Annotated in this window: 9 protein-coding genes; 4 read left to right on the top strand and 5 right to left on the bottom strand. The window is 73.4% G+C overall.

Translation table 11 applies throughout. From position 1 onward, the window contains the following. Positions 1–151 precede the first annotated feature (151 nt). The gene (locus tag ABT006_RS34455) at positions 152–472 is read right to left on the bottom strand and encodes a MazG-like family protein (RefSeq protein WP_350712661.1); all 321 of its coding nucleotides are present in this window, start codon (positions 470–472) and stop codon (positions 152–154) included. A 114-nt stretch (positions 473–586) separates the two neighbouring features. Between ABT006_RS34455 and gdhA the strand changes: the two genes are divergently transcribed. Then, complete coding sequence (gene gdhA, locus ABT006_RS34460; protein WP_350712662.1) at positions 587–1,924, top strand: NADP-specific glutamate dehydrogenase; 1,338 nt, start codon at positions 587–589, stop codon at positions 1,922–1,924. A gap of 87 nt (positions 1,925–2,011) precedes the next feature. Here the strand turns inward: gdhA and ABT006_RS34465 are convergent, their stop codons facing one another. The 3 genes from ABT006_RS34465 to ABT006_RS34475 are packed head-to-tail and all read right to left on the bottom strand — an operon-like array spanning position 2,012 to position 6,353. Beyond that, the gene (locus ABT006_RS34465; RefSeq protein ID WP_350712663.1) at positions 2,012–2,479 is read right to left on the bottom strand and encodes a roadblock/LC7 domain-containing protein; all 468 of its coding nucleotides are present in this window, start codon (positions 2,477–2,479) and stop codon (positions 2,012–2,014) included. Then, positions 2,476–5,073, bottom strand: a complete 2,598-nt coding sequence (locus ABT006_RS34470) for a helix-turn-helix transcriptional regulator (RefSeq protein WP_350712664.1) — start codon at positions 5,071–5,073, stop codon at positions 2,476–2,478. The genes ABT006_RS34465 and ABT006_RS34470 overlap by 4 nt, the downstream gene beginning before the upstream one ends. Before the next feature lie 5 nt (positions 5,074–5,078). After that, the gene (locus ABT006_RS34475; protein WP_350712665.1) at positions 5,079–6,353 is read right to left on the bottom strand and encodes an Hsp70 family protein; all 1,275 of its coding nucleotides are present in this window, start codon (positions 6,351–6,353) and stop codon (positions 5,079–5,081) included. A 296-nt stretch (positions 6,354–6,649) separates the two neighbouring features. Here ABT006_RS34475 and ABT006_RS34480 point away from each other — a divergent pair, with 296 nt between their 5' ends. The 3 genes from ABT006_RS34480 (at position 6,650) to ABT006_RS34490 (ending at position 10,945) form a co-directional block, all read left to right on the top strand. Continuing rightward, positions 6,650–7,534, top strand: a complete 885-nt coding sequence (locus tag ABT006_RS34480) for an IniB N-terminal domain-containing protein (RefSeq protein ID WP_350712666.1) — start codon at positions 6,650–6,652, stop codon at positions 7,532–7,534. 103 nt (positions 7,535–7,637) lie between these two features. After that, positions 7,638–9,479 (top strand): dynamin family protein, encoded by a 1,842-nt coding sequence (locus ABT006_RS34485; protein ID WP_350712667.1) that lies wholly within the window; start codon positions 7,638–7,640, stop codon positions 9,477–9,479. Beyond that, positions 9,476–10,945: a dynamin family protein gene (locus tag ABT006_RS34490; RefSeq protein ID WP_350712668.1), complete on the top strand. Its 1,470-nt coding sequence runs from the start codon at positions 9,476–9,478 to the stop codon at positions 10,943–10,945. The genes ABT006_RS34485 and ABT006_RS34490 overlap by 4 nt, the downstream gene beginning before the upstream one ends. 70 nt (positions 10,946–11,015) lie before the next feature. On the opposite strand, the gene ABT006_RS34495 is transcribed toward ABT006_RS34490, so the two are convergent. Next, positions 11,016–11,612, bottom strand: a complete 597-nt coding sequence (locus tag ABT006_RS34495) for a hypothetical protein (protein WP_350712669.1) — start codon at positions 11,610–11,612, stop codon at positions 11,016–11,018. Positions 11,613–12,171: the final 559 nt, after the last annotated feature.

The raw sequence follows: 12,171 nt of genomic DNA on the forward strand, positions 1-12,171 counted from the left end.
GGGCGAGGTGGTCGGCTCGATCGTCGGGGCGCGGCCGAAGGCAGGGATCAAGCCTGACCGCCCGGAGCCGGGCACGGCGGGCCACACCCCCACCACGACGCAGAGCGACGCAAGGCAAACACCCGCACGGAAGAAGGCCAGGACCCGAACCTCAACCAGGAAGTGGCCCCACCCGCCCCCGGACCTTGGCCGCACACGAGCCGAGCACCGTTGCCGCGTCCAGCCCGAGGCTCTCGATGGCGACCAGCGCGGTGAACGCCACGTCCGCCAGTTCCGCCGCCACCTCGTCCCGCGTGTGGGTGACGCCCTTGCGCGGATTCTGGCCGAGCAGACCGATCCAGGCGCCCGCCGCCTCCCCCGCCTCCTCGGTGAGCTTGAGGATCCGGCAGGTCATTTCGGCCTGTCCGGTGCCGTTGGCGGCGTCCAGCCAGCCGCGCGAGGCCCGGACCGCGGCCCAGATCGAGTCGTCCACGGCGAATAGTGAACCGGACGAAGGTCACGGTCCGTATCCCGGGACGGTTGGCGGGTACGCGGGTGCCGGGTGGTAGCAACGTGGCTACCAGCAAGTAGTGAAGGGACGTGTCCTATGCCGGAGTCCGTGGAGACGGTGTTCAACAGCGTGGTCGCCCGCAATCCGGGAGAGCCGGAGTTCCACCAGGCGGTGCGCGAGGTGCTGGAGAGCATCGGTCCGGCCCTGGCCCGGCACCCCGAGTACACCGAGGCGAGGATCATCGAGCGGATCTGCGAGCCGGAGCGGCAGGTCATCTTCCGGGTGCCGTGGGAGGACGACCGCGGCCGGATCCTGGTGAACCGGGGTTTCCGGGTGGAGTTCAACAGCGCGCTCGGCCCGTTCAAGGGCGGGCTACGTTTCCACCCGTCGGTGTACCTCGGGATCGTGAAGTTCCTCGGTTTCGAGCAGATCTTCAAAAACGCGCTGACCGGGCTGCCGATCGGCGGCGGCAAGGGCGGCGCGGACTTCGACCCGAAGGGGCGCTCCGACCGCGAGGTGATGCGGTTCTGCCAGAGTTTCATGACCGAGCTGTACCGGCACATCGGCGCGGAGACCGACGTGCCGGCCGGGGACATCGGCGTGGGCGGCCGGGAGATCGGCTACCTGTTCGGCCAGTACAAGCGGATCACCAACCGGTACGAGTCGGGCGTACTCACCGGCAAGGGCCTGGCGTACGGGGGCGCGCAGGTGCGCCGGGAGGCGACCGGCTACGGGGCGGTGTTCTTCGCCGAGGAGATGCTGCGGCAGGCCGGGGACGGCCTGGAGGGCAAGCGGGTGGTGGTGTCCGGCTCCGGCAACGTGGCGATCTACGCGATCGAGAAGGTGCACCAGCTCGGCGGGAAGGTCGTCGCCTGCTCAGACTCGTCCGGCTATGTGCTCGACGAGAAGGGCATCGACCTGGAACTGCTGCGGGAGCTGAAGGAACGGCGCCGGGCGCGGCTGGACGACTACGCGCGGCACGTGCCGCACGCGGTGGCGGTCTCCGGTCGTACCGTCTGGGAGGTGCCCTGCCAGTTGGCGCTGCCGTGCGCGACGCAGAACGAGATCGGCGGCGCGGAGGCCGCGGCGCTGGTGGCCGGCGGCTGCGTCGCGGTGGTGGAGGGTGCGAACATGCCCACCACGCCGGAGGCGGTGCGGATCCTGGGCCGGGCCGGGGTGCGGTTCGCGCCGGGCAAGGCGGCCAACGCCGGCGGGGTGGCGGTGAGCGCGCTGGAGATGCAGCAGAACGCCAGCCGGGACTCGTGGACCTTCGCCGAGTCGGAGCAGCGGCTGCGGGGCATCATGCGGAACATCCACGACCGCTGCTGGGCCACCGCCGAAGAGTACGGCCTGCCCGGCGACTACGTGGCCGGGGCGAACATCGACGGGTTCCGCCGGGTGGCGGAGGCGATGCTGGCGCACGGCCTGATCTGACTATGGGGCTGGCCTGGTCCGGCGTCAGCGGGCTCGACGCCGGGTGGTCCCGCTGGTCGATGTGCTCGTGCGGCGGTCAGCGGTGGGTCACCGAGGGACCGGCCAGGTGGGGGCCGGGCCGGAGTCCGCACCGGTGTCCCCGCCCCGCACCGTCGAGGCCGCTTCGAGGCGCACCGGCAGGTGCCGTTCGGCCTGCCCGACGAAGAGCGCCACCTCGTACGCCATGTCGCCGACCTCCGCGTCACCGCCCATCAGGACGGTGAGGATCGCCCCGTTCCGGGTGGTGGCGGTGAACAGGAACGCCCGGGACATCTGCACGACGACCTGACGCAGCGCCCCACCGACGCACACCCGGGCCGCGGCCAGGCCGAAGGCCTCCAGTCCCCCGACCACACTGGACAGTCGCCCGGCGAGCTCGTCGTCGACACTCCGGGAGCCGCCGAGCGGCAGCCCGTCCGGGGACAGCACCACCGCGAACTCTGCCCCCGGCACCCGGTCGACCAGGTCGTTCAGCGCGTCGCTCAGGCTGCCGACGCTGACCACGGAAGGCGTCATCTGTCGTCGTCTCCTTGCTCTCGTGACCGGGACCTCGACGGCGTCCGTACCGGCCAGGGCTGCCGAGCCGCGCCGGCCGACCGGTCGGCGAGGATCGTCCGCAGCAGGGACAGCAACTCGGCCCGGTTGGCGCAGTTGAGCCGGGACCGCATCCGCGCCACGTGGTGCTCCACCGTCTTCGCCGAGATGAACAGCCGGTCACCGATCTCGCGATAGGTCGACCCGGCGAGCACCAGCTCGGCCACCTCCCACTCGCGCTCGCTGAGGCGGTGCCCAGCGGGGCTCGCGACGGCGTCGGCGAGACCGCCCGGAGGGCGCTGCCCGCCCTTGGCCCCGGCCGGGCGTCCCTGCAGCATCCGGGCGCAGTCCAGCAGGGTGGTCATCGCCCGTCGGTCCGAGGTGCGGATGGCGGCCTGGCCGGCGAGCCGAGCGCCGTCCCAGCACAGCCCGGCGTCGTGCAGCCCCCGGGCGGCGGCCTCCACCCGGACCGGGTCGACCGTCCCGCGCAACACCTCCACCCAGCAGGCGGCGGCTGCGGCGACCACCGTGGCGTACCGGTTGTGGTCCGCCGCGCCGAGCAGGGCGGCCACGTGGTCGTCGGCCGTCGTCGGTCGCTCGGCGAGGATGGCCGCGTGCAGGCCACTCCAGTGCAGGGGCACGGTCCACAGCGGCGGGTCGCCGAGCCGGGCCAGCAACTGCCGCGCCTGGCGCAGGTACGGCTCCAGCCGGCTCAGGTGGCCCAGGCGGGCCCCGGCGATGGCCAACTCGCCGAGCGGCAGCAGCGTGAACAGGTCGACCGGGTGGCGGACCAGCGCCTCCAGGGCGGCGCCCCAGCCCCGCTGGAGCGCGCCGAGGTCGCTGTTGCGCCGGGCGATCCCCATCTCCATCGCCCTGGCGAGGAGCAGGTCGCGCGATTCGAGCGGCCGGCCGCCGGCGGTCACCGTGGCGAGGTGGTCGGCCGCGAGGCCGGTCCGTCCTCGGACCATCGCGATCCAGGCCTGCAGCAACCGGTGCCGCCGGGCCAACAGCGGACCGCCGATGCCGCTGGTCACTGCCCGGTCGAGCACCCCCTCGGCGATGTCCAGTTCGCCGCAGTGCATCGCCGTCAACGCGGCGAGCGCGGCCGGGCTGTCCGGCAGGAGCACCGCCCGGCCTGCCGGCTCCAGCAGCGCCGCTGCCTGCACGAGGGTGGACAGCGCGGTGGTGGGTGGTCCGGCGACGCTGTCCCGAATTCCGTCGGCCATCAGCCGGGCGGCGCTGTGGTGCAGGGTGGGCGGTCCACCGGCACGGTCGTCCGCCGGCGGGTCCGCTGCGTCGACCTGTTGGCCGACGGCGAGTGCGCCGAGGGCGGCGAACGCCTCCGCGGTGGCGCCGCCCGCCCACCGGTACAGCTCCACGCTGCGAACGCCCTGGCCACGGTGTGCGAGCGCCGTCGCGGCGACCACCGCCGCCTCCACCTGCTCGGCTGCGGGTGCCGCGGCGAGCAGCCGGTCCGCCAGCCGCAGGGCGAGGTCGAGGTCACCGGCGAGCGCCGCAGCGACCGCCTGCCGGACGGCGGCGGGCCGCCCGGCGGCTGTGGCCGCGGCGAAGAGTTCCGCCGCGACCGCGGGCTCGCCGGCCAGCGCCTCCTCGGCGGCGGCCTCGAGCGTCGGTGCCGGGCACTCGCCGGCCACTCCGGCGGCGAGCAGCGAGCGGACCAGCGGGAGCACCGGCCCACCCCGGGCCAGCTGCAGTTGGGTGAGCCGGAGCCAGACCGTGGTGCGCTCGGTGACCGGGCTCAGCGCGGTCACCGCCCGCCGCACGATCGGCGCGAGCCGGCCGTCCGCGCCGAGCAGCCCGGCCGCCCGGGTCGCGCCGATCAGCTCGTCCACCTCGACCAGCTCCCGGTCGAGCAGCGCGCCGAGCAGGTCCACCGGCAGCGGCACACCGGCCGCGACGGCCAGCAGCAGCCGCCGGACGTCGGGAGCCAGGTCCTCCAGATCCGGCCCGAACTCGAGGATGACCGGCCGGGGCGGCTCCGTGGGAACGCCCGGTGGCCCCTGCTGACCGCGCAGCCCGCGGACCAGCCGCTCGACGTAGCGGGGCACACCGCCGGTCTGCCCGTGCACGAAGTCGACCAGGTCGGGCTGTCGGCCGAGCTCCGGCGCGCAGGCGAGGTAGGCGGCGGTCTGCTCTCTGGTGAACGGGGTGAGCAGGACCAGGTGCCCGTCCCGCCGCAACGCGTCGGCCAGCTCGACCAGCGCCGCCGGCCGGGGCCACGGTCGGTAGCCGACGACCAGGCGGTGCCGGCGGGCGGTCACCAGGTGGCGCAGCGCCCGAAGCCGGGCGTCGTCCAGCAGCTGCGCGTCGTCGACCAGCAGCACCGTGTCCGGGTCGACCGCGTCGGGCTGGTCGGGCGCGCTCTCGAGGACGGTGCACCCGGCCCGCCGGTAGACCGCGGCCAGTTCCTGGAGGTAGGCGCTGCGGCCGTGGCCGCCGGGGCCCGTCACGCCGAGCACCAGCGGCGACGCCGGAGCCGCCGCCACCGCGTCGAGCAGGCCCTGCGGCCGCCGGTCCAGCACCAGCCGGTGCCCGGCGACGCCGCTCATGGTCATGCTGGTCATCCTCTGCCGCCCCGCCGGCGGGCCAGCGCCAGGCGGGACGCCTTCGGCAGTTCCAGAGGGGCGAACCGGACCGGGGGGCGCGGTGGTGGCTCGCTCCCGACCCCGCTGTGGTGATCAGGTCGGTGCTGCGGCGCGACGGCCGGCGCGCCGACGCGGCCGGCGGTGCCGGCCGGGGCCGGGCCGTCGTCCCGCCCCTCGCGCCGGGGACGCGGCGACACCATCTGACAGGCGGCGAGGGCCGCGCCCGTCGCGGCGGTCAGCTGCGGATCGGGCTCCACCTCGACCGGTACCGGAAGGGCCGCGGCGAGCAGCTCGGCGATCAGCGGGATCCGGGTGGACCCGCCGGCGAGCAGGACGCCGTCGAGCTGCGTCGGCGCCAGCCCACCGGAGTGTACGGTCCGCAGCAGCAGGTCGATCGTCGCCTGCACCGCCGGGCGGATCATGTCTTCGAACTGCACCCGGCTCACCGGCACGCGGGCCGGCCCGCTCGGCAGCGTCAGGAGCACGTCGGTCTGCGTGCCGACGGTCAGTTCACGCTTGGCCCGCTCGCACCCGGGCAGCAGCCCGCGCGGCGGGTCGTACGCCTGCCGGGGTGCGGTGCCGCCGAGGTCACGGGTGAGTGCGGTGCGCACGTGCTCGGCGAGCGCCTCGTCGAAGTCGGCACCGCCGATCCACTCGAGCCCCTGCGGGAAGCCGAAGGTCTCGTACGTGCCGCGTGGGGTGCGGCGGACGAGGGCCGCCTCGAAGGTGTTGCCGCCCAGGGCGTAGACCGCGGCGGCGCTGCCCGGGAACCCCCGTGCCGCGTGGCTCTCGGCCACGGTGACAGTACGCGGAAGCAGCGTCACGTGGCCCAGGCCGAACTCCCGCAGGGCGACGTGCAACAGCTCGCGCCGATGCCGGCCCCAGCCCGCCGGGTGGCTGAGCACGACGGCCTGGGCGGGCTCGCCCTCGCGGTCGCGCACGCGTTCGACGACCCACGACGTCAGCACCGCGGTCAGCGTCTGCGGTGGACACGCCTCGCCGGCGAGCATCAGGGGCACGTCGTCGCCGACCCGCCGCACGAAGCCCCGGGCCGTCCGGGCCCCGTCGTCGGCGCCGGGCTCGCCGACCGTAAGCCTGCCGTCCAGGGCGAGGTGCAGCACCGACGGCACGATCACCGACCCCGCGTCCAGCGGGACCCCCTCGGGGCGGCTCCAGGTCGCGCCCTGCCGCCGGGCAACGGCGGCCGCGGTGTTGGTGCTTCCGATGTCTATCCCCAGGACGTACGGCATGCGCTTTCTTCCCTCACCGCGAGTCGGCCGGTCGGGGCGACGGCGTCCACACCGCGCGGCGACCACCCCCGGCAAACCCCGTGGGCTCCTACGTTCGTACCAGAGATCACTCCGGCATCAGGACCCTAAATCAGGCCGGGACGGGACCCCCATTCCCCCTAACGTACGAGGGGACGCGTGCCCTAATCCGGCAGGGCGGGTCGGGGGCTCGTCCCCGATGACCGGAGCCGGTCACCGGCAATAGCGTCGGTGTCGACGATCAACGGTCGCCGACGCACATCGAGGAGATCCCGCACATGACCCTGCACGACTTCGTGCTCAATCTGCTCACCGACGCCGACGCCAAGGCGGCGTTCGACCTCGACCCGGAGGGCGCGCTGCAGGCCGCGGGCCTCACCGACATCACCCCCGCCGACGTGCAGGACGTCGTCCCGCTGGTGGTCGACTACGCCCCGACCCAGGGGCTCGCCCCGGTGGCTCCGGTGACCGGTCAGCTCGGAGCCGACCCGCTCGTGGCAGACGTCACCGGCGCCGTCAGTCAGCTGCAGACGGCGACGCCGGAGCTCAGCATCGGCGGCTACAGCGGCCTGGACGTCAAGGCCGGTGTGCTCGGCGCCATCACCGTCGACCCGGCGGCCGTCGGTGTCACGGCCACCGTACTGCCCGGGATCGGCCTGGGCGTCGGGCAGAGCGGTCTCGACACCAACCTCGTCGGGGTGCACGACCTGGCGCACACCCTCGACGCCGACGTGGTCGGCGCGGTGGACACCACGGCCGACCCGGTGGTCGGGGATCTGGCCGGCACGGTCGGCAACCCGGGCACCGTGCTCGACGCCACCGACCACGGCCTGCTCGGCACCCCGGACGGCCTGCTCGGGGGCGCGCTGTCCGGCGCCGAGGGCCAGGTCGGCGGGATCGTCGGCTCGCTGGGTGGTGACGACGCGCTGGGCGGGCTCGGTCTGGGCGACGGCGGCACCGGCCTGGTCCCGCCGGTCGACGTGCCGTCGACTGTGGGCGGCGTGACGGGCCAGGTGGACGGCGTCCTCGGCGGCGTGACCGGCGCGGTCGGCGGCGTGACCGGTGACGTCACCGGCGGTGTGAGCGGCAAGGCCGAGGTCCACGGCGAGGTCTCCGCCTCCTCCAGCGGCGGGCTGCTGGGTCTCGGCGACGGTCTGCTCTGACCGTTTCCGGACGACGGCGAGAAAGCCGGATCGCGGACGGCGATCCGGCTTTCTCCGCATCCCTCTTGATATTTGAGCCGAAATCCGCACACTTGGTGCGGTGATGGCGGGGATCTGGTTGGACGTGCTCGACGGAATCGCCCGCACGTGCCGCGAACACGGACGGGGCGACCTGCTCCAAGCCGTCCGCGACAAGCGCGTCCAACTGCTCGACCCGACCCTGCGCGTCCTGGTCGTCGGCGAGCCGAACCAGGGTAAGAGCCAGTTGGTCAACGCGATCGTCAACGCTCCGGTCTGCCCGGTCGGGGACGGTTCCACCACTGTGCTGCCGACGGTCGTGCGCCACGGCGAGGTCGCCTCGGCGGCGGTGGTCCACACGCCGCCCACGGCGGGCCCGGTCGACGCCGGGACCGTCGAGCGAACCGCGGTACCGGTGGACCGGATCGCGGCCGCGGTGGCCGGCACGCTCGGGCGTCGGCCCGGCGGCGGCCCCGCGCACGTCGAGATCGGACTGCCGCGCGCGCTGCTCGGCGCCGGACTGGTGCTGGTGGACACCACCGGCAGCGACGAGGCGACCGCGATCGGTGGCGGCGCCCCGATCGCCGCCGTGAGTCGTGCGGACGCGGTGCTGCTGGTCTCCGATTCGACCCGGGAACTCTCCGTCGCCGAGATCAACATGCTGCTGCACATCACCCGGTCGCACCCGAACGTCGTGGTGGTGCAGACCAAGACCGACCTGGTGACGGACTGGCGTACCGTCGCCGAGCGCAACCGGCGACACCTCGCCGAGGCAGGCGTACCGGCGGCGCTGATCCCGGTCTCGTCGGCGTTACGCCTGCGGGCGGCCGTCACCGACGACCGCGAGCTCAACGCCGAGTCGGGCTTCCCGGTGCTGATCGCCCGACTCCAGCGGGACCTGGCCGGCAAGGCCGATCCGCTGGCGCGCGCCTCGGTGGCGTTGACCGCTCGAACGGTGGTCGAACAGCTCGCCGCGCCGCTCCGCGCCGAACTGGAGAGCCAGGAGGCGCAGCAGCAGTCCGGCCCGATCTCCCAGCTGCACGCGGCCCAGCGGGAGGTCGACGAGTTGCGCCGCTGCTCCACGCGCTGGCAGAACACCCTCAATGACGAGATGGGCGACCTGCTCTCCGACATCGAGTACGACCTGCGCGACCGGACCCGCCAGATCCTGCGAATGGTCGACGAGGCGTTCGACACGGCGGACCCGCTCGTCGCCTGGGACACCTTCCAGGACTGGCTCGAACGCAGCCTGGCCGAGGCGGCGGAGGCGAACCACGAGTGGCTGGTCCAGCGCTGCGACTGGGCCGCGCGCCGGGTGGCCGCCAACTTCGCCCGGTACGGCTACGACGTGCTGCCGCCCTGGTCGGTGACCGTGCCGGAGGACCTCGGCGACCGGCTGCCGGAGATCGAACGGCCGCACATCGACCGGTTCACCGCGAGCCAGAAGGTGATCACCGGCATGAAGGGCTCGTACGGGGGCCTGCTGATGTTCGGCCTTGCGCTCACGCTGGCCGGCATGCCGATGATCAACCCTGTCTCGATCGGCGCCGGCGCGCTGTTCGGCGGCAAGAGCATCCACGACGAGAGCAGACAGCTGCTCCGCCGCCGCCAGTCGACGGTCAAGACGGCGATCCAGCGCCACGTCGACGACTACTTCGTCCGCATGAACAAGGACTGCCGGGACACCGTCCGGCAGGTGCAGCGGATGCTCCGAGACCACTTCACCGCGCTGACCGAGGAGTTGCAGGAGGCCATCATCCAGTCGTTCCGCACCGCCAAGCAGGCTGCCGACACCGACATGGCCGTCCGCGAGCAGCGCCAGCGCGAGATCCGACTGAAGATGACCCGGCTGGCCGCGCTCTACGACCAGGCCCAACAGTTGACCGGGGCCCGGACCGCCCCGGCGGGGCTGGGGTCCCCCGCATGACCGTCGGCCTGCGGCTCGACGAGGCGGTGTGGGGGCTGCTGCAGCGAGCCCTTCAGCTCTACCGGGACAACCCCCGGGCCACCGCTGGTCTCCGCCACCAACTGGCGCGGTTGGAGCAGCCGCTGCGCATCGCGGTCGCCGGCCCCTGGCGTTCCGGGAAGTCCACGGTGCTGAACGCCATCATGGGCGAAGAGGTCGCACCCGTCGGCGACGCGGACGGCACCGACGTCTTCACCTGGTACGAGGACGCGCCGCAGCCACGCGCCATCGCCTACTCGACCAGTCACCCGCCGCAGGAGCTGGCGATGGTCAAGTCGACGACGGGGATGCGGGTGGACCTCGTCGGCTGGCGAGCCGGCGAGCTGCGCGACATCGTGGTGCGGTGGCCCACCCGGGCCCTGCGGCAGGTGACCCTCATCGACACGCCCGCGATCACCGGCGTGGACGAGCACGGCCGGGCGCCGGTGATGGACCGGGTCCTGCGCGACGCCGACGCGGTGTTGTACCTGACCCGGGACGGTCGCGGCACCGACCTGAGGGTCCTGGAGACCAGCCGGGAGAGCGCCGTCGGCCAGGCGGCCCCGGTGAACGTCGTCCTGGTGCTGTCCCGGGCCGACGAGACCGGCGGCGGACAGATCGACGCCCTGCTCACCGCCCGCCAACTCGCCCGCCGGCAGTACCGCGACCCCCGCGTGAACGCGCTCTGCGTGGACACGGTGGCGTGCAGCGGGCTGATCGGCCTGGCCGGCCGGGTGCTCAGCGAGTCGGATTTCGCGGTGCTCGCGCAGTTGGCCGGCGTGCCCCGCGAGGCCCTGGAGCCCCACCTGCTCTCGGCCGACCGCTTCGCCGGCGGCGAGCTACCCGTACGGCTGGACGCCGAGGTACGTGCCGCGCTGCTCGACCGGCTCGGCCTCTTCGGGGTCCGGCTCGCGACCACCCTGGTCCGTACCGGTTGCGACAACCGGGCCAAGCTGTCCGCCGAACTCATCCGCCGCAGCGGCCTGACCGAGCTGCGCGAGTCGGTGAACCGCCTCCTCATCGACCGGCGGGACGCGCTCAAGGCGCGCTCGGCGATGGTCGCCGTGGAGGCGCTGCTGCGAGCCGAGCCCGAACCGGGCACCGATGAGCTGCTCACCATGCTGGAGCAGATCCTCGCCGGCGCGCACGAGTTCCGGGAGCTGCGACTGCTCGCGGCGTTGCGGAACACCCGGCTCGGATTCGACACCGAGTTGGCCGAGGAGGCACGGCGGCTGGTCGGCGGGGACGGCGTCGGCCTGGCCGCGCGGCTCGGCGTCGAACACGGCGCGACCACGCAGCAGCTCTGGGATGTCGCCGCCGACGCGCAGTGGAGCTGGCGGAACCGGGCGGAGGACAGCTCGCTCCGGCTGACCCAGCGGCGGGGCGCACAGGTCGTGGTCCGCAGCTGCGAGGGGATGCTCGCCGAGCTGGCCGAGGGTGGCCGCTGACGGCCGGATGCGAGGACGCCGCTGGCCGGTACCCCGTGCGGGTACCGGCCAGCGGCATCATGCGCCTGTGTCAGTTGTTCCAGTGCTTGGCGACGAGGTCGGCGGCCTGCTGTTCCCACTGGGCGTAGTGGTCGGGGTACGCCGACACCTGCACGGTCTGTGCGGCCTCGGTCAGGGGCATGTCCTGCCACCCGTCGACCTGCTTCAGACCCTTCAGGAATGCCGTGGTCGAGTATTCGGGGTCGGTGATCTGCTCCACCGTGCCCCAACCGCTGGAGGGGCGCTGCTGGAACAGGCCCTGCGAGTCGTGATCGTTGCGGTCACCCAGATGACCCAGGTTCTCCAGCTTCGACTCCTGCAACGCCGTCGCGATCGACACGACCGCGGCCCGCTCGTCCATCCCGGCCTTCTTCGTCGCCGCGATGATCGCCTTCACGTTGCCGACCTGCTCATCCGACAGGTCGATGCGCGACTGCGCACCCTGCACACCGTGCGGGATCAGCTTCGCGGTGTCCACGGCCGGCTTGTCGGCCTGCACCGCCACAGCGGTGACCGGCGTCGCCGCCTCGGGGGCGGTGTCGGCGTGGTTCAGCGGACCGGCGGCCAGACCACCGGCAACAGCCAGACCAGCAATACCCAGAACGCTCTTACGCATGATCGTGTTCATCAGATGCTCCATTCGGGGGTTGGCACCCACGCCGAAGGGGGGTTCAGCGGGGCGCAAGCACCGTCCGGCGCTCAACAAACTCAAAGGGGATCCGGCGTCACGCGCCGGGAAGAATCAGAACCGGCCACCTGGAGACCGGCAGTGGCCCGTGTCGCGCGGGGGCGAGGGGGTCGCCCTTCGCTGGCCGGGACCATGTGTAACGACCGGCGGCCCACCATCATTCCGGGGCCGGGGCCGGGGCCGGGCCCGGGGCCTGCACGCCAGCCCGCCCGGAGGCGGCGGCGTTGGTCTTGCTCGGCCGTACGCAGGGTGTAACGACCCCGGCCCGGCCACGATTCCGCCCCCACGATGCCCCCGGTCACACCCGAAAACCGGACCCACGGGACACCCGCCACCCCGGCTCCTGTCGAGCTGCCCTCACAGATGGGACACAACCAGACCCCACGGGTGCCGCCATCTTGTCCCTGTCGAGCTGCCCGCACAGATGGGGCACACGCGCCCCGGCAGGCGACCGAGCCTGGTGTGACGGGTGGTCCCACAGACGGGGCAGCTCGACAGG

The sequence above is a fragment of the Micromonospora sp. NPDC002717 genome, from assembly GCF_040295705.1.
Classification (GTDB): domain Bacteria; phylum Actinomycetota; class Actinomycetes; order Mycobacteriales; family Micromonosporaceae; genus Micromonospora.

Coding starts and splice junctions, on each gene's coding strand:
- gdhA (WP_350712662.1), top strand. CDS start 587: ATGCCGGAGTCCGTGGAGACGGTGTTCAACAGCGTGGTCGCCCGCAAT.
- ABT006_RS34465 (WP_350712663.1), bottom strand. CDS start 2,479: ATGACGCCTTCCGTGGTCAGCGTCGGCAGCCTGAGCGACGCGCTGAAC.
- ABT006_RS34470 (WP_350712664.1), bottom strand. CDS start 5,073: ATGACCATGAGCGGCGTCGCCGGGCACCGGCTGGTGCTGGACCGGCGG.
- ABT006_RS34475 (WP_350712665.1), bottom strand. CDS start 6,353: ATGCCGTACGTCCTGGGGATAGACATCGGAAGCACCAACACCGCGGCC.
- ABT006_RS34480 (WP_350712666.1), top strand. CDS start 6,650: ATGACCCTGCACGACTTCGTGCTCAATCTGCTCACCGACGCCGACGCC.
- ABT006_RS34485 (WP_350712667.1), top strand. CDS start 7,638: ATGGCGGGGATCTGGTTGGACGTGCTCGACGGAATCGCCCGCACGTGC.
- ABT006_RS34490 (WP_350712668.1), top strand. CDS start 9,476: ATGACCGTCGGCCTGCGGCTCGACGAGGCGGTGTGGGGGCTGCTGCAG.
- ABT006_RS34495 (WP_350712669.1), bottom strand. CDS start 11,612: ATGAACACGATCATGCGTAAGAGCGTTCTGGGTATTGCTGGTCTGGCT.